25 protein-coding genes are annotated in these 23,258 nt (G+C 51.5%); 2 read left to right on the forward strand and 23 right to left on the reverse strand.

Annotated features, from left to right (window positions below; genetic code table 11):
- Positions 1 to 48 precede the first annotated feature (48 nt).
- Entirely contained in the window at positions 49 to 819 is a 771-nt protein-coding gene (locus tag ACMHXH_RS16090) for a VacJ family lipoprotein (RefSeq protein ID WP_101056086.1), read from the reverse strand.
- Positions 820 to 1,122: 303 nt separating this feature from the next.
- Here ACMHXH_RS16090 and ACMHXH_RS16095 point away from each other — a divergent pair, with 303 nt between their 5' ends.
- Positions 1,123 to 2,835 (forward strand): hypothetical protein, encoded by a 1,713-nt coding sequence (locus tag ACMHXH_RS16095; protein WP_413738298.1) that lies wholly within the window; start codon positions 1,123 to 1,125, stop codon positions 2,833 to 2,835.
- Positions 2,836 to 2,844: 9 nt separating this feature from the next.
- Positions 2,845 to 3,168, forward strand: a complete 324-nt coding sequence (locus ACMHXH_RS16100; protein WP_144361902.1) for an EscU/YscU/HrcU family type III secretion system export apparatus switch protein — start codon at positions 2,845 to 2,847, stop codon at positions 3,166 to 3,168.
- 130 nt (positions 3,169 to 3,298) lie between these two features.
- Here the strand turns inward: ACMHXH_RS16100 and ACMHXH_RS16105 are convergent, their stop codons facing one another.
- From ACMHXH_RS16105 to ACMHXH_RS16210, 22 genes are all read right to left on the reverse strand, one after another.
- The gene (locus tag ACMHXH_RS16105) at positions 3,299 to 3,709 is read right to left on the reverse strand and encodes a DUF2802 domain-containing protein (RefSeq protein WP_101096111.1); all 411 of its coding nucleotides are present in this window, start codon (positions 3,707 to 3,709) and stop codon (positions 3,299 to 3,301) included.
- Between the two features lie 33 nt (positions 3,710 to 3,742).
- Positions 3,743 to 4,237 carry a chemotaxis protein CheW gene (locus ACMHXH_RS16110; RefSeq protein WP_101056083.1) on the reverse strand — a complete coding sequence of 165 codons (495 nt, stop codon included), beginning with the start codon at positions 4,235 to 4,237 and terminating at the stop codon, positions 3,743 to 3,745.
- Between the two features lie 7 nt (positions 4,238 to 4,244).
- Positions 4,245 to 5,180 carry a chemotaxis protein CheW gene (locus ACMHXH_RS16115; protein WP_413738300.1) on the reverse strand — a complete coding sequence of 312 codons (936 nt, stop codon included), beginning with the start codon at positions 5,178 to 5,180 and terminating at the stop codon, positions 4,245 to 4,247.
- Positions 5,164 to 5,955, reverse strand: a complete 792-nt coding sequence (locus ACMHXH_RS16120; protein WP_413738302.1) for a ParA family protein — start codon at positions 5,953 to 5,955, stop codon at positions 5,164 to 5,166. Before ACMHXH_RS16120 ends, ACMHXH_RS16115 begins: the two co-directional genes overlap by 17 nt.
- A gap of 76 nt (positions 5,956 to 6,031) precedes the next feature.
- Complete coding sequence (locus tag ACMHXH_RS16125; RefSeq protein ID WP_101096088.1) at positions 6,032 to 6,517, reverse strand: membrane anchored protein in chemotaxis locus; 486 nt, start codon at positions 6,515 to 6,517, stop codon at positions 6,032 to 6,034.
- Positions 6,510 to 7,658 carry a protein-glutamate methylesterase/protein-glutamine glutaminase gene (locus ACMHXH_RS16130; protein ID WP_101056079.1) on the reverse strand — a complete coding sequence of 383 codons (1,149 nt, stop codon included), beginning with the start codon at positions 7,656 to 7,658 and terminating at the stop codon, positions 6,510 to 6,512. Before ACMHXH_RS16130 ends, ACMHXH_RS16125 begins: the two co-directional genes overlap by 8 nt.
- 20 nt (positions 7,659 to 7,678) lie before the next feature.
- Positions 7,679 to 9,976: a chemotaxis protein CheA gene (locus ACMHXH_RS16135; protein ID WP_413738305.1), complete on the reverse strand. Its 2,298-nt coding sequence runs from the start codon at positions 9,974 to 9,976 to the stop codon at positions 7,679 to 7,681.
- Between the two features lie 15 nt (positions 9,977 to 9,991).
- On the reverse strand, positions 9,992 to 10,729 hold the full coding sequence (locus ACMHXH_RS16140) for a protein phosphatase CheZ (RefSeq protein ID WP_039035653.1): 738 nt from the start codon (positions 10,727 to 10,729) through the stop codon (positions 9,992 to 9,994).
- A 13-nt stretch (positions 10,730 to 10,742) separates the two neighbouring features.
- The gene (cheY, locus tag ACMHXH_RS16145) at positions 10,743 to 11,126 is read right to left on the reverse strand and encodes a chemotaxis response regulator CheY (protein ID WP_025011074.1); all 384 of its coding nucleotides are present in this window, start codon (positions 11,124 to 11,126) and stop codon (positions 10,743 to 10,745) included.
- Between the two features lie 47 nt (positions 11,127 to 11,173).
- Entirely contained in the window at positions 11,174 to 11,893 is a 720-nt protein-coding gene (locus ACMHXH_RS16150; protein WP_039035652.1) for an RNA polymerase sigma factor FliA, read from the reverse strand.
- Positions 11,886 to 12,767: a MinD/ParA family protein gene (locus ACMHXH_RS16155; RefSeq protein ID WP_039035673.1), complete on the reverse strand. Its 882-nt coding sequence runs from the start codon at positions 12,765 to 12,767 to the stop codon at positions 11,886 to 11,888. Before ACMHXH_RS16155 ends, ACMHXH_RS16150 begins: the two co-directional genes overlap by 8 nt.
- 4 nt (positions 12,768 to 12,771) lie before the next feature.
- Positions 12,772 to 14,148: a flagellar biosynthesis protein FlhF gene (flhF, locus tag ACMHXH_RS16160; protein ID WP_101056076.1), complete on the reverse strand. Its 1,377-nt coding sequence runs from the start codon at positions 14,146 to 14,148 to the stop codon at positions 12,772 to 12,774.
- A 6-nt stretch (positions 14,149 to 14,154) separates the two neighbouring features.
- Complete coding sequence (gene flhA, locus ACMHXH_RS16165; protein WP_101056075.1) at positions 14,155 to 16,260, reverse strand: flagellar biosynthesis protein FlhA; 2,106 nt, start codon at positions 16,258 to 16,260, stop codon at positions 14,155 to 14,157.
- Between the two features lie 62 nt (positions 16,261 to 16,322).
- A complete protein-coding gene (gene flhB, locus ACMHXH_RS16170; protein WP_039035649.1) occupies positions 16,323 to 17,459 on the reverse strand; it encodes a flagellar biosynthesis protein FlhB in 1,137 nt (378 codons plus the stop codon).
- A complete protein-coding gene (fliR, locus tag ACMHXH_RS16175) occupies positions 17,459 to 18,256 on the reverse strand; it encodes a flagellar biosynthetic protein FliR (RefSeq protein WP_224866660.1) in 798 nt (265 codons plus the stop codon). Before fliR ends, flhB begins: the two co-directional genes overlap by 1 nt.
- 3 nt (positions 18,257 to 18,259) lie before the next feature.
- A complete protein-coding gene (gene fliQ, locus ACMHXH_RS16180; RefSeq protein ID WP_039035647.1) occupies positions 18,260 to 18,529 on the reverse strand; it encodes a flagellar biosynthesis protein FliQ in 270 nt (89 codons plus the stop codon).
- A gap of 9 nt (positions 18,530 to 18,538) precedes the next feature.
- Positions 18,539 to 19,285, reverse strand: a complete 747-nt coding sequence (fliP, locus tag ACMHXH_RS16185) for a flagellar type III secretion system pore protein FliP (protein ID WP_224866658.1) — start codon at positions 19,283 to 19,285, stop codon at positions 18,539 to 18,541.
- The gene (gene fliO / locus ACMHXH_RS16190; protein WP_101056072.1) at positions 19,282 to 19,638 is read right to left on the reverse strand and encodes a flagellar biosynthetic protein FliO; all 357 of its coding nucleotides are present in this window, start codon (positions 19,636 to 19,638) and stop codon (positions 19,282 to 19,284) included. Before fliO ends, fliP begins: the two co-directional genes overlap by 4 nt.
- Before the next feature lie 10 nt (positions 19,639 to 19,648).
- A complete protein-coding gene (gene fliN, locus ACMHXH_RS16195; RefSeq protein WP_101056071.1) occupies positions 19,649 to 20,029 on the reverse strand; it encodes a flagellar motor switch protein FliN in 381 nt (126 codons plus the stop codon).
- A gap of 11 nt (positions 20,030 to 20,040) precedes the next feature.
- A complete protein-coding gene (fliM, locus tag ACMHXH_RS16200) occupies positions 20,041 to 21,069 on the reverse strand; it encodes a flagellar motor switch protein FliM (RefSeq protein WP_101056070.1) in 1,029 nt (342 codons plus the stop codon).
- A 26-nt stretch (positions 21,070 to 21,095) separates the two neighbouring features.
- Positions 21,096 to 21,620: a flagellar basal body-associated protein FliL gene (gene fliL, locus ACMHXH_RS16205; RefSeq protein ID WP_101056069.1), complete on the reverse strand. Its 525-nt coding sequence runs from the start codon at positions 21,618 to 21,620 to the stop codon at positions 21,096 to 21,098.
- Between the two features lie 66 nt (positions 21,621 to 21,686).
- Complete coding sequence (locus ACMHXH_RS16210) at positions 21,687 to 23,234, reverse strand: flagellar hook-length control protein FliK (protein WP_413738308.1); 1,548 nt, start codon at positions 23,232 to 23,234, stop codon at positions 21,687 to 21,689.
- Positions 23,235 to 23,258: the final 24 nt, after the last annotated feature.

Consider the following 23,258-nt stretch of genomic DNA (forward strand, 5'->3'; position numbering starts at 1 on the left):
GTAACGAGTAACCTTTAACCTCCTGCGGGTAGAGAAGCAGAGGGTGGGTTACTCCAGTTCCTGCATATATTCATCTAGCAACTCGTCTTCGTCCTCATTCGAAGGCACATTGCCGTCGTACACCTTATAGTCCATGTGCTGTATGTAAGCGTCTTTAACGAAAGTGTATGGATCGAGCGCGTTGTCTACTAATCTTTCTTGATCTATGGCAACTGAGCGTGCGTGGAGATTCTTCAGCCCCCACTTGATCACTGACTGCCACATAGTTAATTCTGACAAAGGAAAGTATAGACCATCCACCCAATCTGAAGCGAGTTCACGGGTGATATAAGGACCGAAGAATGGTGCCATAAAGTAAGGCCCGTTAGGTACACCGTAGTAACCCAGCACTTCGTTGAAGTCGTCCTGTTTACGGGGCATTCCCATCATATCGGCGACGTCAATCAGGCCGAGCAACCCCACGGTTGAGTTAACGGTAAAACGGCCTCCGGCATTCAAGGCCCAGCCCCACTTGCCTTGCAGCGTGTTGTTTACCAGACTGTGGGGCTCTTCCAGGTTAAGAACAAAGTTATTAATGCCTGATTTAACCGGAATGGGCAGATAATCGTTATAACCATGAGCAACTGGACGATAGAGATACCTATCCAGATAAAGGTAGTTGAAGTCCCACATGGCTCGGTTGAACCCTTCGATAGGATCCCGCGGGTCACTGTAGCTGATGCGTACGTCCTGTGTATTCTTTCCTTCACCGCTTTCTGCAGCCACTGCCGAATGAACCCCCAGGGCAGCCGCAAGCATCAGAATCCATTTAAACTTCATATTACTCTCTTTGTATAAGTACCACTGTAGTCAAACCGAAAAACTGTTAAAGCTTTGATTACTATGCGCCGATAACAAGATTATCCAGTGCGACAATCAACCTTCTACCAATGCCGATTCGGACGGATAAGGATACTTCGCTGAGGAAATAGATCAAATTTAAATTTACGATTGCCCATCAAGAAATCAACTAGAGGAGTGGGGTTTGCAACAATGGATCCAATCAAAGGTACAATCCCGCCTTCAGGGCCAGGGCCTTCCTCTCAAACAAACGTGTCTATTCCGCTGTTACCGGTAACTGTAGTGGATTTAGGTAGCGAGCTCAGATTAGAGTTGCAAAATACTCAGTACCAATTGCAGTTCGTCGAACCTCAGGCCAACACACAAGCTAAAGCACTTATATATCAGTCCAATACTGCCCTGCTGGAGCTGACCCGTCCCTTAGGGGAGATTATTCAAGGCAGGCCGGTGCAATTGCTGTGGCTGGCGAATGAAGTACAGATAAAGCTGCCGGATGCACTGATGCAGCTGGCAGCCAAAAATGGCATCAGCCAAACCGTACTGCAACAGTTGGCAGCCAGACCACAAGGCTACCCGCTACCCATGTTAACTGTTTCTCAGGCTGATATGCGCTTTGCCAACGGTACCAGCATAGCCTTTCCGGCGCAGTTACAACTACCGGCAGGAGAATATGTCGCCAAGGTCATCAGCAACAATCAAGGGCTGCAGCTGGAATTAAGCCCTATTAGCGCAAGACAGGATGTGAAGCTATCGCCGGCCCCTGCTTTGTCAACAACAACGACCGATGTGGCAAATGAGCGTCTGATAACCAAGCCGGAACTCGCCCAAACCTATGCCAGGTTAATCAAACTTCTGGAACAACAACCCAAAGCTCAAGCGCCGCAAATAAACTCAGAGACCCGAGCGAGTATTGACTCCAAAACCAATTCAATAACGGCGCCTGGCAGTAAGGTATCGACAGCTGCATTACCTTTGACACAGCAAACACTTGATAAAATAAGCTTGGTTGAGTCAAGAGCGGCTGTTTTACCAAGGACAGACAAAGCTTCACTTCAGGCTTTACAACAGTTGGCAAGGACGACTACAGCAGAAAAACCAACCGCCCCAACGGAAAAACCAACGACTAGGACAAGATTCGATAAAGTAACACCAGAGGCGCCGAAAACGCCCGAACTCAACTTTCTTCAGCGCGCCTTTAACAAAGCCGGAGCCATGCCGAGGGCCGAGGCGATGGCTCTTGAAGTCAAATACAACCAGGCGACAGAGCTACTCAAGCAGCTACCGGCGTTATCGCCTGTCCCCCTGAGTGAACTGACCGAGCCCTCTTTGCTGAGAGCTGAACTACTGGGCCTCACTGGATTACAACTAACCCACCAACAAGCACCGTCGCAAACGCTGACACAAGCCGGTGCCATTACCACCTTGTTTCAGCTGTTGCTTGGCATCAGGGCCGGCAATCAAAACCTCAGTGTACCTCAGCGTTTGAAGCAATATTTAGAAGGGTTGCAAAGTCAATCCGGTTTGCAAAATTACCAACTGGCCTCGCTGGAAAAGCAAGGTACACTGGATGCGCTGCAGCAGATGTCTCAAGCGGTAGCACTCTATCAACAGGCCAATACAGATAACGGCGGTCAATGCTGGTATTTTATGCTGCCCTACTATCTCAACCAAAGAAATGAGCAACTGGAAGGCAAGTTCGAGCATCAAGAGTCGGATCAGGACACAGACAAAGACAGGGCCTGGCAGTTGCAGCTCAAGTTTAACCTGGGAATGGGCTCCTTGCTCATTAAAGCGCAAGTGAAGGATACCAAGGTCGACCTGCAGTTTATCGGCAGCACCCAAACCCTGATCAATAGAGTCAGTAATTTCCTGCAACCACTGTCGCAAAAGTTGCTTCAGTTAGGACTCACTCCCAATGAATTGAACGCCCACGTTGCCCCTGTACCCGCGTCCCTGTTGCCCGGCGATCATTACCTGGTACAACTGAAGGCCTGAGGAAAGACCATGTCCGAAGATTCAAACGACAAGCCAAACAAACCTCGTCAGGCTGTGGCCCTGAGTTATGATGGCAAAACTGCGCCCAAAATCACCGCCAAAGGGCAAGATCTGCTGGCTGAAGAGATTATCGCTTTGGCAAAAGAGGCGGGTATTCATATTCATCAAGACCCTTACTTAAGTGATTTTCTGCAAATGCTGGAGTTGGGACAAGAGATCCCCAAGGAACTCTATCAGCTGATCGCTGAGCTGATCGCTTTTGTCTATATGCTGGATGGCAAGTTTCCCGAGCAGTGGAATAACCTGCATCAAAGAATTGTCGACAAGGCCTAAAGAAAGAGAGCTAACACTGGCAGAGGGTTACCTTGAAAGCTGCAACATCTTGAAGGGGATTCATTCGTTTTCATTACGATAGAAATAAAAAGAGCGCATCCAAGATGCGCTCTTTTTATTTGGTTGATTATCAGGCCCGGGCTGTCTTGCCATGCAAGCGAATTAAGAGTTCAGCTTCCGCTTTGGGTAGCTCACACTCACGGATCAGCTCATCGACACCGGCTCCCAGTTGCACCATTTTCATTGCCCGGCTGTATAGCTTGGCCTGAGGGTCCTGCTGCATTGACTCATCCAGACGAGCATTTTGCTGCGCGAGACGTTTTTCAAGCTCCAACACCCGACGGCCAACGCCTATGGTACCGCTACGCAGCTCCTGCAGCTCCCGCTTGAAGGACTCTCTTTGTCGGTCGCTTTCCTTGACCAGGACAGTTAACGCCTCAACCTTGTTCCTGAGCTTGTTGCTTTGTTTTTGCAGATACAGCACCAGTCCGAGACAGGCAATGACATATACCAGCGCAGCGATCAAGAAACCATCGCCCATCATGGGTTAAAACTCCTTTTCCACCAAGGCCTATCAGATCTGTGCCAACTCGGCCCATTCATCATCTGAAAGCAGCTTGTCCAAGTCGACCAAGATCAATAGCTCATCACCACGGTTGCTGACGCCCTGAATAAACTTGGCACTCTCTTCGGTACCCACATTCGGCGCGTTATCGATTTCAGAACGGCGCAGATAAACCACTTCAGCCACACTGTCGACCAAAATACCTATCACCTGCTTTTCCGCTTCGATAATTACGATTCGGGTAGAGTCGTCCACTTCTGAGGAAGGTAAGCCAAAACGCGAGCGGGTATCAATAACAGTCACCACATTACCGCGCAAATTGATGATCCCCAATACATAGTGAGGAGCCCCCGGAACCGGGGCAATTTCGGTATAACGCAATACTTCCTGAACCTGCATCACGTTGATGCCATAGGTTTCGTTATCCAGCCTGAAGGTTACCCACTGGAGAACGGCATCGTCCTTGCTTGCAGATACCGCTGCTACATTTCTTGAATCAGTCATATTTACCTCAGTCTATCGGATCCTGACAACCTAACCCGGCATTGAGCATTTCAATCAATGCCTGCACATGTAAAATGCCACACATTTGTTCTTTCACTACTCCGGCCAACCAGGGGCGTTTACCTTGACTGCCTCGCCAGTTGACCTGCGACTTGTCAATTTTGACCGCATTGACCAAAGACTCACAAGCCAAACCCCAATTACTGTTTTCCAATACTACAAGATATTGATAATTTACGGATTGCGCCAGTTTATCGTCGTATTTTTCCGGCATAACCCAGGCACAGGTATCAACGATATTCAGTTGTGAATCCCGGTAGCCCTGAACCCCCATAAACCAGCTTGGGCGTCCAAAAATATGATTAATACGCTCTATTCTGACGATACCGCCCAGACTTATCAGCGGCACCGCCAATGTCAGTCCCGCCACTTTAAAGAACAATACTTGAAACTCGTCTTCCAGTTGATCCTTAAGCGGTTCTATGGGCACTGCCGGTGCGCCGACTTGCGTCTCCAATTGCACCACTTCCTGTCGCTCAGGCTCTGTTAGCTCTTGGGTCTGAGCCTGTTCGCTCACGGCGGCATCAGTTTGAACATTCAACTGCCCGGCAATAGCTTCAACCTGCGGTTCAAGCTTGTTAACCGTTTTCAACGGCGTTTCTGTAGCCACTTCAGCCGCTTTCGTCTCAGCAACCGCCTCTTTAAACACCGGCGCCAACAACTGCTCCAGCGCATTGCGGTCAAGTGTCGGCGTCTTCTGCGCTGCCGGATATTGCTCGGCACTTGTATCAGGCCGGGAAATGACCGTCATCTTGGGCTCAGCCTCTATTGGCGCAGCAGTATTATCCCTTAACCCAGTGGGTGTCGTTTGGGCTGCCGGGTCAGACTCAGTCAGCAACAGGTTGAAATAATCAAAAACAGTCTCATCAACCGATTTTGACATGATTAAACTCCCCCGCCAGCAGATAATCGAGCAAACGCTCGTAGGCCTTCACCCCCCGCGTGTTGGGGGCATAGTGGGACGCCGGCAGGTGGGCCAAACTGGCGTCGCGAAACTTGGTATCCACAGGGATCACATCCGGCCATAAGGTATCGCCGTATACCTCGCCGAGATGCTGCAAAGCTGCGGGCGAAGCCTTGGTGCGTCTGTCATACATGGTTGGCACTATGGAGTAACTGTAGCGGATCTTCTTCGAGCGCCCCATCAGCTCCATAGTTTTGATCATTCTATCCAGGCCTTTAATCGCCAAAAACTCGGTCTGAACCGGGATCACTATATGTTGGCTGGCTGCCAGAGCATTGACCATCAATACCCCCAGCACAGGAGGACAGTCGACCAAGGCGACATCATAGTCATCCTCAACCGAGTTGAGAATATTACGCAGCACCAGCCCCATGCCTTCCTGGTGACCAAGGGCGCGATCCAAAGTGGCCAACGCCATAGTTGCCGCCAAAAGATCGACTCCCTCAACCGAGGTGGGAACCGCATGCTGCTTTACCAAAGAGGTGTCAAGCTGCTTATGAGCCAGAAACAGGTCATACAATGAGCCTGGCACCTCTTCCGAATCTATGCCCAAATAGTAACCCAGCGAAGCATGGGGATCTGTGTCTATCATCAGAACCCGCTGACCACGCTTGGCCAGCGTGCCCGCCAAACTGGCTACTGTTGTGGTTTTGCCCACTCCGCCTTTTTGGTTTGCAATGGTCCAGACCTTCACTTTCTGCCCCTTATTCTCGCCTTGTCGGCCAACTCGTGAAACGAGCCACTATTATTGTCGTTCTTGTCTTGTACGGCTACTCATTACCCTCTTCACGGGTAGTGACCCGGATCCCACCGTGAGGTAAACGTATTACTTTTACGCCATTTTCCAACTCCGTCACCCTGGCACCTTCAGTCTCAGCTTGGGGCGCTGGCGTTACAGCAGTGCCTTGAACCGTTATTTTTTCAGGGTTCTCTGCGGCCGCTGCAGCCCGGGGAGCTTGCACTTGAGGCGATACATCCGCTGCCGTCTCTGCCCCCGATGCCACCTTAGGTCTAATCACATCCAATAAGGATGCAGTCTGCTGCGGATGACGGCTCATCCAATCGGCAATAATCGCCGCCTGTTCATCCGGCACCATCAAGAGCACTTGGGACGACTCAAGCTGGGTGACTTCCTCACTCAGTTGCTGGTTCTTTTGTCGCAAATCCCAGTAAAGTGCAGCCACAACCAACAGAGCAACCAAACATAAAAACAGCGCCAACCGGTATCCCAGTATGCGCGTTTCGTTATCAGCCACGAGCCGACTCTCGCAATATCGCTTCAGCCATATTATCCAGCGAAATGGACTGGCTGGAGATACCAGCGGTTGTCACTGCCTGCGGCATACCATAAACAACACAGGAAGCTTCATCCTGGGCCCAGATGGTAGCGCCAACACCTTTGAGCATGCGCGCCCCTTCACGGCCATCGGCGCCCATTCCCGTCAGGATAACCGCCAAAACATCACCACCAAACGCCTTGGAAGCTGAAGCAAAAGTGATATCGACACAGGGCTTGTAATTCATGTCTTCATTGCCGGCGAGAATTTTAATCCGGCCTGAGGCCCCTGAACGCTCCAGCATCATTTGCATGCCGCCGGGCGCAAGATAAGCGCAACCGGGCCTGAGCATGTCACCGTTGACAGCTTCTTTGACTTCTATCTTGCACAAACCATTAAGCCTGCTGGCAAAGGCCGGTGTAAAAGCTGCCGGCATATGCTGCACCAATAAAATGGGATGTGGATAGTCCGCCGGGAACTGGGTCAATATTCGCTGTAATGCCACAGGCCCACCGGTGGAAGTGCCTATCACCAGCAATTTATATTGCTTGCCGCTGGCTCTTGCAGGCGCCGCCCCCGTATTGCGTCTCTGCAATTGGCGATTGGCAGCAATACTTGCTGCTGTAGAGCTCTGGCGCTGCAAACTGCTTGACGCTGCTGGTCGGTTTGACGAACCAGCAGGCGTAGGTGTTACGTTCGGCCGAACTATGGGGCGAAATATCCGCCTGCGTCCCAACGCCTTGACCCTTTGCTGCAGCAAACGAATCGCTTCATCCTTGTTGGTGGCAATATCTTCAAAACGCTTGGGTAGAAAATCCAAAGCCCCGGCGTCCAGCGCATCCAGGGTCGCCTTGGCGCCATCATGGGTTAAAGAGGAGAACATCAGGATAGGTGTCGGATGAGTGGCCATTATCTGCCGCACGGCGGTTATTCCGTCCATTATCGGCATTTCAATATCCATGGTGATTACCTGAGGCTTGAGCTCAGCGGCCAGCTTAACGGCTTCGGCACCGTTATTGGCCATTCCTATCACTTCAAGCTCAGGATCCTGATTGACTATTTCGCTGACTCGTCGTCGAAAGAAGCTCGAATCATCGACAACCAAAACTTTAATGGTCATTTAAATCCTTATACAGCACTTCAACGCTTGGACTTGGCGTAGTGCTTCAATAATCCTGGTACATCGAGGATCAGCGCAATACCGCCGTCCGATGTTATAGTGGCCCCCGCCATCCCCGGCGTACCGTGCAACATGGAGCCCAGCGGTTTAATCACCACCTCTTCCTGACCTATCAGGGCATCCACCACAAAGCCTATCTGCATAGTGCCAAGCTGCACTATAACCACATGGCCATGCTTCTTGTCACCATGTTGGAAGCTCATGGGTTTACGGCTAAGCCAACGTTCGAGATAGAACAGCGGCACCGCTTTTTCCCTGACAATTACCGTCAGTTGTCCATCCACTATATTGGTCTTGGTCAGATCCAGATGGAAAATTTCATTCACACTGGAGAGCGGCAAGGCAAACACTTGCTTGGCAACTTCCACCATCAGAGTGGGCATAATCGCCAAGGTCAAGGGTACCTTAATCTCCAGACGGGTGCCTTTACCTTTGGCTGAATCGATATGTACAGAGCCGTTAAGTTGGGTGATACGGGTCTTAACCACATCCATCCCCACCCCACGGCCGGAAATATCAGAAATCTCTACCTTGGTCGAGAAGCCGGGTGCGAAAATCAGGTTATAGGCTTCCTGATCGGACATACGGGCAGCGCTGTCTTCATCCAGCACGCCACGACTAATAGCAATCTCTTTGAGTTTTCCAGCGTCCATACCGGCGCCGTCATCCTCAATTTTAAGCAGAATATGATCACCTTCCTGGCTGGCTGCCAGGGTAATCACCCCAGTTCTGGGCTTACCATTGGCCTCACGTACATCAGGCATTTCAATACCATGATCCACTGAATTACGCACCAGGTGCACCAGAGGGTCGGCAAGGGCTTCGACCAGGTTCTTATCCAGATCCGTGTCTTCACCTATCATCCGCAGATCTATCTCTTTATTGAGGCTGCGGGCCAAATCGCGAACCACCCGAGGGAAACGACCGAATACTTTCTTAATCGGCTGCATCCGGGTCTTCATCACAGCACCCTGCAGATCGGAAGTCACTAGGTCCAGATTGGCCAGCGCCTTGGACATCTCCTCGTCTTCACGGGATATCCCAAGACTGACCAGGCGATTACGCACCAATACCAGCTCACCGACCATATTCATGATCTCATCCAGACGAGCCGTATCAACCCGAACTGTGGTTTCCCCCTGCGGCACGCTGGCTGCAGCCTTGGCAGGTGTAGCCTCTTTAGCAACAGCTGGAGACTTGGCCTGAGGTTTGGCGGCGGCTTTAGGAGCCTCGACTTTGGCAGTTGCAGCTGTGACCTTTTGTGTAGCCGCTGCAGGCGCTTTGGACTGGGCTGCTTGAGATGTAGAAGCTTGAGATACCGAGGGTTGGGATACAGCAGGCTCTGAACCACTGGCTTTAGCCCCTGGACCGACGCCTTTGCCATGTAACTCATCGAGGAGCTTTTCAAACTCATCATCGGAGATTTCATCGGCATCGACACTGGCAGATGCGGCTTCCTCAACGACTGCGCTGTTGGCTGCAGGCGCCGCGGCAAACTGCCCCTTACCATGCAACTCATCGAGCAGTCGTTCAAATTCATCGTCAGTGATGTCATCCGAAGAAGAACTTACAGAGGCGCTGTCGCTGGAGTTGGTAGCATCACTACTCGGGGCCGGAGTACTACCGGCAGAAGGCCCCTTGCCTGAACCATGCAAGGCATCCAGCAAGGCTTCAAACTCGGCTTCATCGATTTCATCTATACTGGCTGCACCGCTTTGGTTCGATGTCTCGGGGGATTGTGAAGTTGGCTCCTCAAACAGCTCCACCGCGGCGCTATCAAGCATGCCATCAAATAACTCATCAACACTCTCATCGCCGATTTCAACTGCGGCAGGCGTTTCCGCCTGAGCCTGTTCTGAAGGCAAAGGCGCACCTGAGCTAAGCAGCTTAAGTTTCGCCAATAACACTTCATCTGCAGCTTCCTGCTCCTGACCGGACTGGGTTTGGTTGAACATGGTGTTAATCGTGTCCAACGCTTGCAGTATGATATCCATCAACTCGGAGTTGACACTGCGCTTACCGGTACGCAATAAATCGAAGGTGTTTTCTGCCTCGTGGCAGACATCCACCATGGGCCCCAACCCGAGGAATCCTGCACCGCCTTTGACCGTGTGAAATCCCCTGAAGATGGCGTTGAGCAAATCTGTATCTTCCGGATTATTTTCCAGAGATACCAGCTGTTCCTGCAACAGCTCAAGGATCTCGCCAGCTTCAATCAAAAAATCCTGGAGTATCTCTTCATCAACATCAAAGGCCATTAAATTGACTCCTAATTAGAAACCCAGACTTGATAGCAGATCATCGACTTCATCCTGACCATTCACCACGTCTTCGCGTTGCTCTGCGTTCAGTATGGGACCTTCTGCCTCTATGCTCTTATCCTCAGCGCCACAGAGATCATCCAGCGGCTGCTCACCGAACACGGTCAGCAAAGAAACCAAGCTGTTTTCCACTTCCCGCACCAGTTCTATGACCCGACGGATCATCTGTCCGGTCAAATCCTGAAAATCTTGAGCCATCAGTATCTGATTCAGTAATTCCCGCAGCCGACAAGCATCGGCTTCACTCTGTTGCATAAAGTGTTGTACGTCATGACACAGGCCCTTGAACTCATGCAAGGCCAAATCACGGCGCATCAGCTTATCCCAGGCTGGTTTGACATTTTGCAGGTTGGTGCTCAAAGCATCCGACAAAGGCAGGCATTCTTCGACTGCGTCCATAGTTTTGTTGGCTGCTTGCTCTGTCATATCAATGACATAGGTAAGACGTTCTTTGGCATCGGGGATATCAGTGTTGGCAAGCTCAATAAGGCGGCTATCTACCTGAAAATCCACTAAGGCGTTGTGCAACTGGCGGGTCAACTTACCGACTTCTTCGAACAGATCCCTTTGCAGGGGAGCCGCCAGTTCCCGCAGCAATTCGTCGGCCTTGTCCTGCTCTCCCTGACTGAGCAGGGCAACCAATTCCTGTGCCTGCTCCAAAGTCACCAGCCCGGATGTCTCTGCTTTCATTGCATCACCCCACTCAACCGAGCCGTTCGAAAATCTTATCCAATTTCTCTTTCAACGTAGCCGCGGTAAAAGGCTTAACAACATAACCATTCACGCCGGCCTGAGCCGCCGCAATAATCTGTTCACGTTTGGCTTCGGCAGTTACCATTAACACAGGGATATGTTTGAGATGCTCGTCGGCGCGAATCGCCTTGAGCAGATCGATTCCCTGCATCCCAGGCATATTCCAGTCGGTCACGACGAAGTCAAAGTCGCCCTTTTGCAGCATAGGCAGAGCTGTTGAACCATCGTCTGCTTCCTGGGTGTTATTGAACCCCAGGTCTCGCAACAAGTTCTTAATGATCCGTCTCATCGTTGAAAAGTCGTCAACGATAAGAATCTTCATATTCTTGTCCAAGGTTTCCTCCGGTGAGCTGACATACTTATAAGTTGCTCAATCATTAATTACGCTTGTGTCCAATGCTTGAGTTTGGCTTTCAGCCTCAGCATGGCCTGACTATGGATCTGGCTCACCCGGGACTCACTTACCTCAAGAATGACACCAATCTCTTTTAAATTCAGTGCTTCGTCATAATACAGCGACAAAACCAAGGCATCGCGCTCTGGCAAGCGCTTAATGGCATCGGTTAAGGCTGATTGGAATTGGCTTTGAGCCAGGCCCTCAAAAGTGTCATCTGCCGGCATATCTTCCGACATCAACACATCGGGCGCTACCCCCAAATCTTCTATTCCTATGATTTTACCGGTAGAAACATCATTGAGAATATGATGATATTCATCCAACGACATCTCCAATCGCTCGGCAATTTCACTATCACGGGCATCCCGCCCCAACTCCTGTTCAAGCTCATCCATCACCTGAGCGACTCGCCGGTTATTGCGATGAACCGAGCGCGGAACCCAGTCGCCACGGCGTATCTCATCTATCATGGCGCCACGGATGCGGATCCCGGCAAAGGTCTCAAATTTGGCGCCTTTGCTGCCATCAAACTTGGATGAAGCTTCCAGCAATCCCATCATGCCGGCCTGCAGCAGGTCATCGAGTTGAACCGATGCAGGCAGACGGGCAAGCAGATGATGGGCTATTCGTTTTACCAGCGGTGCATAATGCTCAACGATCTGTGTCTTATCGTTTAAACCTGCGTATGCAGCCGCTTTATTCACTCGTACCATCCTCTCGGTAATCTGTCCTTTGAACCAAGCGCTCAACAAAAAACTCGAGATGCCCCCCAGGTTGCTGAGGTATAGGCCAGCTCATAATCTTGTTTGCCAGTCCATGATAAGCAATACTGGCCGGAGACTTGGGATAAGCTTCCACTATCAGTTTCTGTTTCCGCACCGACTTACGCAGATTCTCGTCGAACGGGATAGTTGCCACAAGTTCAAGTGCCACATCCAAAAATCTGTCTGTTACTTTACTGAGCTTAGCAAATAACTCCATCCCTTCCCGCAAACTCCGTACCATATTTGCGACAATTTTGAAGCGGAACACACCATGCTCACGACTGAGTATCTTAATCAGCGCATAAGCATCGGTAATAGAGGTGGGTTCATCACAGACAACCACGAGTACATCCTGTGATGCACGAGAGAAGCTGAGTACCATATCCGAGATCCCGGCGGCCGTATCGACTACCAAGATATCAAACTGGGTTTTCATTTCGCTGAAGGCGCGGATAAGCCCGGCGTGCTGTGCCGCAGTCAGTTCGACCATGGCCTGGGTGCCCGAGGTGGCAGGAATAATGCCTATTCCTTTTGGGCCACGAACGATAATATCATCAAGTTCAGACTCTCCCGATAGCACATGGGACAAATTGCGTTCGGCGCGTAGGCCGAGCATCACATCCACATTAGCCAACCCTAAGTCAGCATCCAAAACCAGGACACGTTTGCCTTTTTCTGCCAGAGCAACCGCAGTATTGATGGAGACACTGGTTTTACCCACGCCCCCCTTGCCTCCGGTCACGGCAATTACTTTTACTTTTTCGTTATTTGGTTGATTCATCATTCGTAAACCGCTCGCTTGGTCCCGGGTCATAGCTTTACTCAAATGCATAGGTCATCTCTTCTGACCTGGCTTTATTATTAAAATGACTTGCTTCAGTCTTGTTCAGTATGGCCAATGCCTGCTTGGCCAAGGTCAGGGTATCGGCGACCTGCATATCCTCAGGAACCCTTTGACCATCAGTAATATAACTTAATGATAATCCACTTTGGATCAACACGCTCAACGCGGCCCCCAAAGAGACGGACTCATCAAGTTTAGTTAAAACCGCCCCCGCGAGATCAATTCGCTGGAAATGACTTACCGCCTCTTCAAGCACCCGACGTTGGCCGGTCGCCGAGAGCACCAGATAGCTACGAATAGGCAAACGGGTATTGGCGGCAAGATTATCCAGTTGTTGGTACAGGCGCATATCCCTTTGACCCATACCAGCGGTATCTATCAAAACCAGCTTCCGGCTGCGGAACTGATACAGTATCTGCTCCAACTCATTGAGGTCATGAGCTTGCTTCACCGGGCATCCCATTATTTTGCCATAAGTTGCCAATTGCTCAAAGGCTCCGATGCGATAATGGTCCATGGTAACCAACAATACGGAATCCGGGCCATGGTGGGCAATAAAACGGGCCGCCAGTTTAGCCAATGTCGTGGTTTTACCGACTCCTGTAGGGCCGACCAGGGCGACAATTCCACCCTGACGCATTAAATCATCCCCCTGATTATCAAGCAGGTTTGCCAGACTTTGCGGCAAGGCATGTCCAAGCTCAGCGCTTTGATAGTGCTGACTCAGCGATGCCAGACGCTCGGCAACTTCAGGGGAGAATTCAGCTTCCAATAATTTACGTTCCAGCATAGCGCCGACGGGATCGGTGCGGCTGCGCTGATCCGCCATTAGACTGGACAGCTGGTGCGTCAACAAGCCGCGCAGCGAAGCCAGCTCTTCACGCATGGCCTCCATCTCTTGCTGTTGCTTGGCGCTGTTGCCCTTGCTTACCCGCTCCGGTGTCTTTTCCCGCAACTGTGGTGCAGGTTTGTGCTCTTCAGTAAGCCCTTGGGCCCAAGCCGGCATCTCGAGTTCCTTGACGTTACTTTGCTGCCCAAGCTGTTCATTCAAACGGCTCTGTTGCCGCTCAAGTAAAGCTTGCAAAGAGTCGGCCACAGGCTCTGGTTTGGCTTTTCTGCTAGTGTGTACATGCCCAGCGCCGAGGGAGACTTTATCCTCTCCCAATTCCATAAAAGGCGATGCGGTTGGTGCCGCTGCTGGCTTGGGGTCGTCATAATCAACCGCTGCCACTATTTCGATGCCGCCGGTAACCTTTTTATTGGACATGATCACGGCATCTGCGCCCAGAGTCTCTTTCACCTGAGCCAGGGCTGCGCGCATATCTTTGGCAAAAAAACGTTTAATCTTCACTCTCGGTTACCCCTGTTGGCCAACGGCTGACACTATACGTATCTGTTTCTCGTCTGGGATCTCCTGATAAGAGATCACCCGCAGATTGGGAATAGTGTGCTTAACAAAACGAGACAGGGTAGAACGCAGCATGCCGGATGTCAGCAATATGGCGGGCTGACCAACCATTTCCTGCTTCTGGGCTGCGCCTGCCAGTGACTGTTGCATACGCTCTGCCAGTCCCGGCTCGATATTCGGACCTTCGCCCCCTGTCGCCTGCATTGACTGATGCAACATCTGTTCCAATTCTGGCGCCAAAGTTATGACGGGGATTTCCGGCTCAGGACCGGCTATCTCCTGCACTATCATACGTTTGAGGGCAATACGCACGGCGGCGGTCAACACCTCGGTATCATTACTTTTGGGCCCATACTCAAGCAAAGTTTGCACTATGGTACGCAGATCCCGAATCGACACCCCTTCATTAAGCAAGTTTTGCATCACTTTAACCACATTCCCCAAGGTCATCACATCGGGAATAAAACCATCGACCAATTTGGGCGAATGCTTGGCCAGCATATCCAGCAACTGTTGCACTTCTTCATAACCCAGCAGTTTGGAGGCGTTGTTGGTCAAAAGTTGGCTCAGATGAGTGGCCACCACAGTGGCGGCATCCACAACCGTGTAACCCAGGGTTTGGGCGTGTTCTCTGAGCTCGGGTGCAATCCATACCGCATCCAGACCAAAGGCGGGATCTTTGGTTTCTATGCCATCCAGCTTACCAAATACCTGGCCCGGGTTGATTGCCAATTCGCAATCGTGACGCACTTCGGCTTCACCACTGGCCACCCCCATCAAGGAGATACGATAGGCATTCGGGGAAAGGTCCAGGTTGTCGCGGATATGCACCGCCGGCACCAGGAATCCCAGCTCCTGAGACAACTTCTTGCGAACCCCTTTGATACGGCCAAGAAGCTCGCCGCCCTGACCTTTATCCACCAAAGGAATAAGGCGATAACCCACCTCCAAGCCTATGGTGTCAACATGACGCACATCGTCCCAACTAAGCTCTTTAGGTTCGCTAAGGCTTTTCTCGGTCGGCCCTTTCTTGGCCAGTTCCAGCGCCTGTTGTTTGTTCTTTTCATTGCGCTTATAGATAAAGAAAGCGCCCACAGAGGTCAGTACTGCAAAGGTTAAAAATGCCAGATGTGGCATGCCGGGTACTATTCCCATCACAAAGAGCACTGCCGAAGCGATCATCAAAGATTTGGGATTGTCGAACATCTGCTGTACGACCTGCTGTCCCATATCGCCGGACTCATTCTGGCGGGTCACCATCAGCGCCGCAGCTATCGACAACAGCAGCCCGGGGATCTGCGCTACCAAGCCGTCACCTATGGTCAGCAGGGTGTAAATCTCTACCGCTTGGGAAAAACTCAGCCCGTGCTGGACTATACCTATGATGAAACCACCGAGAATATTGATCACCAAGATCAAAATACCGGCAATCGCGTCCCCTTTAACAAACTTGGAGGCACCATCCATAGAGCCGTAGAAGTCAGCCTCGCGGGTCACCTCTTCGCGGCGCACCCTGGCCTGCTCCTGGTTAAGGATCCCAGCATTGAGGTCAGCATCAATCGCCATCTGTTTACCCGGCATAGCATCCAAGGTAAAGCGAGCACTTACCTCAGAGATACGCCCTGCACCTTTGGTCACCACGGCAAAGTTGATGATAATCAGAATGAGGAACACCACCAGACCCACGGCATAGTTACCGCCGATCACCACCGAGCCGAAGGCTTCAATCACTTTACCGGCGGCATCACCACCATTGTGACCTTCAAGCAACACCACCCGGGTAGAGGCGACGTTAAGCGCCAGTCTGAGCAAAGTGGCAACCAGCAAAACGGTCGGGAAAGCGGCAAAATCCAGCGGCCTTTGGGTATAAACAGCCACCAAGAGCACCACCAGCGCCAAAGCGATATTGAAGGAAAACAGGATATCCAGCAGAAAGGCCGGCATAGGCAAAACTATCATGGCCAATGTCGCCAGCACCAGAAGCGGCGTGCCTACGCCCTTGAAGTTTGCCGGTTTTACTTGCCTCAGTTGCCCGAGCGTCGCTTTAACATCCATTCACTATTAGCCTGAAGTTTGACACTTGGGCTGAGTTCAGCAAGTTTCACGCCAAGTTCACCTCAATACTGCTTGTATTCATCCGGAATGGGTTGATTGAGAGGAATGGGTTTGGGCCGTGTGCCCTTGCCTTTTTGGTATTGCCTGAGCTGGAACACATAGGCGAGCACTTGGGCCACAGCGGTGAAAAGACCTTCGGGGATCTGTTGATTAAGCTTGGTGGTATGGTAAATCGCCCGCGCCAATGGCGGCGCCGACACTATGGCGACTTGGTGCTCCCTGGCAATTTCACGGATTTTAAAGGCCACATCGTCGACACCTTTGGCAAGCACAAAGGGCGCCGGTGACTTGTCGACATCATATTTTATCGCCACCGCAAAGTGCTCAGGGTTAACCACTATCACATCGGCATTGGGCACTTCGGTCATCATCCGCCGCTGGGCCATCTCCCTTTGCAACTGGCGAATACGGCCTTTGACTTCAGGCTTGCCTTCAGTGTCTTTGTACTCGTCCTTGACTTCCTGTTTGGTCATCCGCAACTGTTTGGCGTGATTCCAAATTTGAAACGGCACATCGATCACCACTATCACCAAGGTCGAAGCGCAGAGCAAAATAAAGATCCATACCAAGAGCTCCAGTGCATGGCGTATATTGCCCGGCAAGTGATCCTGCGACAACCTCAGGATATCGTCGAAATAAAAACTCAGCAGCAGATAAGCCGATAGTGCCACCACAGAAAACTTGGCAATCCCCTTGGCCAACTCCACCAGCGCCTGTACCCCAAACATACGTTTAAAGCCGTTCAAGGGGTTCATCTTGCTGCCCTTGGGCATAAATGCCTGAGCCGAGAAACTAATACCACCGAGGACAATATTACCGACAAAGGCCACGAAACCGAGAAACAGAATAAAACCGGCCATAGGCCAACCCAGCTCGGCGGCAACTATACCCCAGACATTGAACAGACTATTGGTATCGAATATCTGATCCCGCTCCATGGAGAAGAGACGGCTCATGACCGAGGCCAGACTGGCAGCCAGACTTGGCCCCAACATGGCAAAACCAAGAGCTGCAGCCAATAATACCGCTGAAGTGCCTAACTCTTTTGACCTTGCAACCTGCCCTTTCTCTCTGGCCTGTTGCAAGCGCCTGGAGGTTGCCTCCTCGGTTTTTTCCTGCCCATCTTCGTTTTCTGCCATCAGGGCACTCCATCCAGATTACAGGTCAGCTCCAGCATGTCACACAGCAACAGCTGCGCCGCATGCCAAACCTCATCGAAGTGAGCCATTACAGGCCCCAGCGTCAGCCACAGAATAATCAGCCCGCCTATCATGGTGACGGGAAAACCTATGGCAAAGATGTTCAGCTGTGGCGCCGCCCGGGTCATTACCCCGAAAGAAAGGTTAACGGTAAGCAAAGCCACAATGGCCGAGATAGACATGGTCAAAGCGGCACCAAACATATAACTGCCCCACTCGGCCAGAGTTCGATAATTGGCGATTTTTATCCCTTCATTGGATACCGGCAAGGTTTCAAAGCTTGCCACCAACATACGTATCATCACCAGGTGACCATCGACCGCCAGGAAGATCATGGTGGTGAGCAGCAAAAAGAAGTTACCTATCACAGGTGTCTGCTGCCCTGAGCTGGGATCCACCATAGAGGCAAAACCCAAACTGGTCTGCATACCGATTATCTGCCCGGTCAGCACAAAGGTTTGCATGATAAGTAAGGTGACAAAACCCATGGCAGTGCCGATAAGAATTTGCTGAGCAGTAATAAATACCGCCGCCAGAGAGAAAAGGTCCCCCCCGGGCATGGGCGGCAGGACAGGTGCTATCGCCACAGTCAGGGCCAGCGAAAGCAACAAACGGACTCTGGCGGGCGTGGTATTGGCACCAAAAACCGCCATCACCATCAACATGCTGGCCACCCGAAACAGGGGCCAAAGATAGGCGGCCAGGGTTTGTTGAATGCTGTCGAACAATATCTCCATGGTTCAGCCCACCACTTGTGGGATCCTGTGAACCATCTCGATAAAGAACTCCATCATGGTGCGTACCAGCCAATGGCCAAGAAACATGAGTGCGAACAGAGTCATCAAGAGCCTGGGCAGAAAACTCAATGTCTGTTCGTTAATGGAGGTTGCCGCCTGAAACACGGCCACAATCAAACCTATAACTAACCCGGGCACCACTATGGCCGAAACCATCAACACAATCACCGCCAGGGCTTCGCGAAAAATGTCGATCAGTGCTTCGGGAGTCATTTATGCCTCCTATAAACCGAAGCTGCCGGCAAGTGTACCCATCACCAGGGTCCAACCATCGACCAGTACAAACAGCATGATCTTAAACGGCAAGGAAACAATCATGGGGGACAACATCATCATACCCATGGCCATCAGGATACTGGCCACCACCAAATCCAGTACCAGAAATGGCACGAATAGCATAAAGCCTATTTGGAATGCGGTCTTGAGCTCACTGGTGATAAAGGCCGGGATCACCACAGTCATGGGAGCATCTTCAGGATTTTTGATATTCTGATAACCTGAGATCTCAATAAAGGAGTTGAGATCTGTGGTGCGGGTCTGCGACAACATAAACTTTTTAAGCGGCGATTGTCCGGCATCGAATGCCTGCTGCAAGGTCATGCTGTCATTCATGTAAGGCTGCACTGCGTCATCATAGATACGGTCAAATACTGGCGCCATGATAAAGAAGGTCATAAACAGGCTCATACCAATAAGAACCTGGTTGGAGGGAGTCTGTTGCAACCCTATCGCCTGTCGCAAGATAGATAAGACGACTATGATACGGGTGAAAGAAGTCAGCATAATCACCATGGCCGGCAGGAAGCTCATGGCGGTCATCAGCAGCAAGATCTGCATGGTCACCGAATACTGGGTCGAACCATCCGGCCCGGTAGTCACGGTTACCGCAGGAAACAGCGCATCCTGAGCTTGAGCAAAGCCTGGCAACAATATCAGGGGAAGTAGCAGGAGTGGCCAATATTTCATCATGGTTTCACCCTGGCTTGTCTGAGCTTGGCGGCGAAGCTCTCGTTGTCTATGGTCACCGGCCGCTCCAGCTTATCCACCAGGGAAACTTGCGCCGCGGTAACTCCCAGCAGGTACTGCTGACCGTCCAGCTCCACCAACACCAACCTTTCTTTTTGCCCGAGCGGGGTAACCGCCAGCGTCTTGATAGCCGATTGGCTGCCCGGCACCAGATTAAGGCGTTTAACCAGATAAGCCAGCACAAAAATCAGCGCCAGTACCAGGATAAGCCCACCCATCATGCTGGCCATGGTCGCCAGGCTGTTGCCGCCGTCGTGAGTCAAGGCGGTTGCCGCCTGGGTCGTTGTTTGAGTCATGGCCACCGGCTTATTTAAGTTTCTTGATGCGTTCTGTCTGGCTTATCACATCCGTCAAACGGATACCGAACTTGTCGTTGACCACAACCACTTCACCATGAGCAATCAAGGTGCCGTTGACCATCACATCCAAAGGTTCACCGGCGACTCTATCCAGTTCCACTACCGAGCCTTGATTAAGCTGCAACAGGTTGCGAATGCTGATAAAACTGCGTCCCACCTCCATGGAGATAGTCACGGGAATATCCAAAATGGTATCCAGTTTGGCGGCTTCCGCTTCCGACAAGGGCTTGGCATCATTCTTCAGCTCATCCAAATCAACCGCTTTGGCCTCTTCTTCAGCCTGCTCAGCCATGGCGGCAGCCCAATCGTCCATCTCTTCAGTACTCATTCTCTCTCACCTTATATTTCCGAGATATCCTTGGATTTCCCTTTGCGGGTTACCAGCTGCAGTTCGGTCTTGACCGTTTCCGGACGCGGGATCTTGTCGCAGATCTTCAGCGCCAGGTTTTCCTTGACTCTCCCCAACTTACATCTGTAAGTAGGCAAGTCTTCAATCTTCATCACTATATGCTCAGGCAGATCAACCGGGATCACATCACCGGCCTTGAACTCCATCACGTCTCTTAAGGTCATCTCTTTTTCAAGCAAGCGCGCATCCAGCCCCACCTCGACATCCATGATCTCGTCTTTCAGCGCTTGAGACCAGCGCATATCAGTATCTTGCTTGTCACTTTGAACCCCGGCATCCAAGAGTTCACGGATTGGCTCGATCATAGAATAAGGCATGGTGATGTGGAAATCGCCACCACCACCGTCTACCTCAATATGAAAGGAGTTAACCACAACCACTTCGGTCGGGCTGACGATATTGGCCATCGCCGGGTTAACCTCTGAGTCCAGATAGTCGAATTCGACATCCATCACAGGCGCCCAGGCATCTTTGTAATCTTCAAAGATGATCTTCAATAGCAGTTGCACTATGCGCCGCTCTGTCGGGGTGAACTCCCGCCCTTCAATCTTGGCGTGGAAGCGACCATCACCACCGAAGAAATTGTCCACCAGAATGAACACCAATCTGGCTTCCATGGTGATCAGCGCCGTGCCCTTGAGCGGACTAAAGCGCACCATATTCAAGCTGGTTGGCACAAACAAAGTATGTACATATTCACCAAACTTGAGCATTTGTACGCCGTTAATGGAGACTTCGGCGGCCCGGCGCATCATGTTGAACATGCTGATCCGCAGATGACGGGCAAAGCGCTCATTGACAATTTCCAGGGTCGGCATCCGGCCACGGACAATACGATCCTGGGAAGAAAAGTCATAGGACTGAGCTTCAAGAGTCGACTCCTGCGAATCATCTTCTTCGACGTCGTCCACGCCATGCAGCAGCGCATCAATTTCGTCTTGGCTTAATAAATCACTCACGATATTGCCTTCGCCTCTTGTCCCTGTTACTGCATCACAAAGCCGGTAAACAGCACTTTTTCAACCACTTTTCGGCCTGTCACCGGTTGCAGCGTGTTTTGCACATTGAGCAGCGCCAACTGCCTGAGCTCATCCTTACCCGCCTGGCTGCTGAGCTTTTCGACATCGGCACCACTGAAGGTAGTCAGCAGTGCATCTTCAATCAATGGAACATGCTTCCTGATAGTGACATCGTCATCACTGCCCCGCACCATAAGCTGCACCTTGATCTCCACCAGCCTGGAGCGATTGGCTCCCGGCAAATTAAACAGAAACGGCCTGGGCATAGCGACATAGAAGGCTTCCCTGCTGTCGTTGACCTGAGTTACTTCGGTTTCCTGCTCACCCTTGGCCGCATCGTTCGCAGAATCATCTGAGCCTCCCAGGAAAAACCACAAGCCAGCGCCAATGAGCAGCAACACCACCAGACCTATGCCACCGAAGATAAAGAGTTTCTTTTTACTTTTAGGCGCCTGCGCCTCTTGCAGCTCAAGCTCTTCTTGCTCTGCCATCCTCTTTCCTATCCCTTAATCAACCGCACTGCCCGCGGAAAAATGCCATCCCTATAGGTTACCTGCTCAGGCGTAATAATCTATACCCGAGCCATAACTTGTTGTGTGATTTGTGCTTTGTACCGTTTCTTCGGCGGAAATTTCACCGTTGGCAGTCTCCTGGGCAAAAGCACCGCCATTGCCACCTTGCTGCTCACCTTGCTCACGCCCCCCTTGGGAAATATGACTATCGGCCAGGTTCATTCCCTGCTCCTGCAACATTTCTCTCAATCTGGGCATAGCCTGTTCCAGCATGTCCCGGGTTTGCGGTTGGGTGACATGGAACTGCACCTGAGTCTGATCACCATGCACCTGAACCCTGACCATCATGGCTCCAAGCTCAGGTGGGTCGAGACGAATTTCAGCCTGTTGCACACCATTACTGACCATGGCAATCAACTGTTGCCGCATCACGGGGGCAAAACGTTGCACCATATCGGCGGTTTGCAATGATTGCTCCATCCCCTGCCTCAACGACAGTTGATATTGGGCCATCTCTCCCCGCAGGGGAGGCTGTAATCCTTGTTGATGCAGCTGTTGCTGGAATGGGCTGATATCTGTCTGGGTTGATGCCGCATCCCCCTTGAGCGCCTGATGTATGGCGTCACTCACAGGGCTTCGTACCTCGGCAGCGCTCTGCACACCTTTCGCCTCCGCCTTCAGCACGCCTGCCAGAACATCCTTGGCCGTAGCTTTGTCACTCTTGCCGTCAGCGCCAACAGACTTTGCCGCCGTTGCCACCGCAACGTCCAACTTGCCGGCAGTATCTGTCTTGGCCTTATCGGCAATTGCGCTTTGCGCCAAGATCTTGTCACTCTTTTCCTCAGCGGCATTAAGCACTGCTTCACGAGCCACTGCAGCCATACCATCCTGAGTCGCCGCCTTACGCGTTGACTTATCAGCATCCGGCCAACCCATTTGTTGCTCACCTTGCTGAGACTTGGCCTTTTTTGCCGTTGCAGCCGTCTTGTCAAGAGCCAGTAAAGGAGCATCTATGGTTTCATCCTCGGCTTTGCTATCGCCTTTATTTGCCGCTTTCTCATCAGCAGCGGCCAATTGGGCGCTGTCTTGTTCACTCTCGTCGCTTTCGTCAGCGGTAATCAATTCTGCGCCTTCCAGGCTATCTGTCGCTAACATGCCAAGCTCGACACCACTCTGTTTAAGGTTTTCCAGGAGCTGTATCTGTTCTTCTGGAGACATGGCCTTAATCTCATCTTCCTTGAGCCCGGTAAGTGCGGCAATCTGTGTTAGCAGACTTTGCTCATCGACTTCGGTGGCCATATTGGTGGCCATAGTGTTGACCATAGTGCCGTCTTCAGACGGCAAGTTCTTGCCCATGGCTATCTGCCCCAAAATGAGCGAGACATCGACAGCCTGCTTTGCATGGAAGTTTTCACTGTCAAGACTGCCGCCGGGAAATGTCGGCTTAACGCCTTGCGAGTCGAATGAGAATTTAGTCTGCGCCTCTTGATAAGCAGCAGAAAAAGCTTCGTTATCAGTTGATTGCAGCGCATCTGTAGCGGCCACTCCCTTGCTGCCTGCATTGCCGAACAGGATATTGGATAACTGCTGCATGCCTTCCTCCAGCACCTAGGCCCT

This window comes from Shewanella sp. BJSY2023SW001 (genome assembly GCF_047314685.1).
In the GTDB taxonomy this organism is placed as follows: Bacteria; Pseudomonadota; Gammaproteobacteria; order Enterobacterales; family Shewanellaceae; genus Shewanella; species Shewanella indica.

What these genes read in the sequence shown, in the direction of transcription:
- ACMHXH_RS16090 (WP_101056086.1), bottom strand. Translation starts at nt 819, where the DNA reads ATGAAGTTTAAATGGATTCTGATGCTTGCGGCTGCCCTGGGGGTTCAT.
- ACMHXH_RS16100 (WP_144361902.1), top strand. Translation starts at nt 2,845, where the DNA reads ATGTCCGAAGATTCAAACGACAAGCCAAACAAACCTCGTCAGGCTGTG.
- ACMHXH_RS16105 (WP_101096111.1), bottom strand. Translation starts at nt 3,709, where the DNA reads ATGGGCGATGGTTTCTTGATCGCTGCGCTGGTATATGTCATTGCCTGT.
- ACMHXH_RS16110 (WP_101056083.1), bottom strand. Translation starts at nt 4,237, where the DNA reads ATGACTGATTCAAGAAATGTAGCAGCGGTATCTGCAAGCAAGGACGAT.
- ACMHXH_RS16115 (WP_413738300.1), bottom strand. Translation starts at nt 5,180, where the DNA reads ATGTCAAAATCGGTTGATGAGACTGTTTTTGATTATTTCAACCTGTTG.
- ACMHXH_RS16130 (WP_101056079.1), bottom strand. Translation starts at nt 7,658, where the DNA reads ATGACCATTAAAGTTTTGGTTGTCGATGATTCGAGCTTCTTTCGACGA.
- ACMHXH_RS16135 (WP_413738305.1), bottom strand. Translation starts at nt 9,976, where the DNA reads ATGGCCTTTGATGTTGATGAAGAGATACTCCAGGATTTTTTGATTGAA.
- ACMHXH_RS16140 (WP_039035653.1), bottom strand. Translation starts at nt 10,729, where the DNA reads ATGAAAGCAGAGACATCCGGGCTGGTGACTTTGGAGCAGGCACAGGAA.
- ACMHXH_RS16155 (WP_039035673.1), bottom strand. Translation starts at nt 12,767, where the DNA reads ATGACCCGGGACCAAGCGAGCGGTTTACGAATGATGAATCAACCAAAT.
- flhA (WP_101056075.1), bottom strand. Translation starts at nt 16,260, where the DNA reads ATGGATGTTAAAGCGACGCTCGGGCAACTGAGGCAAGTAAAACCGGCA.
- flhB (WP_039035649.1), bottom strand. Translation starts at nt 17,459, where the DNA reads ATGGCAGAAAACGAAGATGGGCAGGAAAAAACCGAGGAGGCAACCTCC.
- fliR (WP_224866660.1), bottom strand. Translation starts at nt 18,256, where the DNA reads ATGGAGATATTGTTCGACAGCATTCAACAAACCCTGGCCGCCTATCTT.
- fliQ (WP_039035647.1), bottom strand. Translation starts at nt 18,529, where the DNA reads ATGACTCCCGAAGCACTGATCGACATTTTTCGCGAAGCCCTGGCGGTG.
- fliP (WP_224866658.1), bottom strand. Translation starts at nt 19,285, where the DNA reads ATGATGAAATATTGGCCACTCCTGCTACTTCCCCTGATATTGTTGCCA.
- fliO (WP_101056072.1), bottom strand. Translation starts at nt 19,638, where the DNA reads ATGACTCAAACAACGACCCAGGCGGCAACCGCCTTGACTCACGACGGC.
- fliN (WP_101056071.1), bottom strand. Translation starts at nt 20,029, where the DNA reads ATGAGTACTGAAGAGATGGACGATTGGGCTGCCGCCATGGCTGAGCAG.
- fliL (WP_101056069.1), bottom strand. Translation starts at nt 21,620, where the DNA reads ATGGCAGAGCAAGAAGAGCTTGAGCTGCAAGAGGCGCAGGCGCCTAAA.
- ACMHXH_RS16210 (WP_413738308.1), bottom strand. Translation starts at nt 23,234, where the DNA reads ATGCAGCAGTTATCCAATATCCTGTTCGGCAATGCAGGCAGCAAGGGA.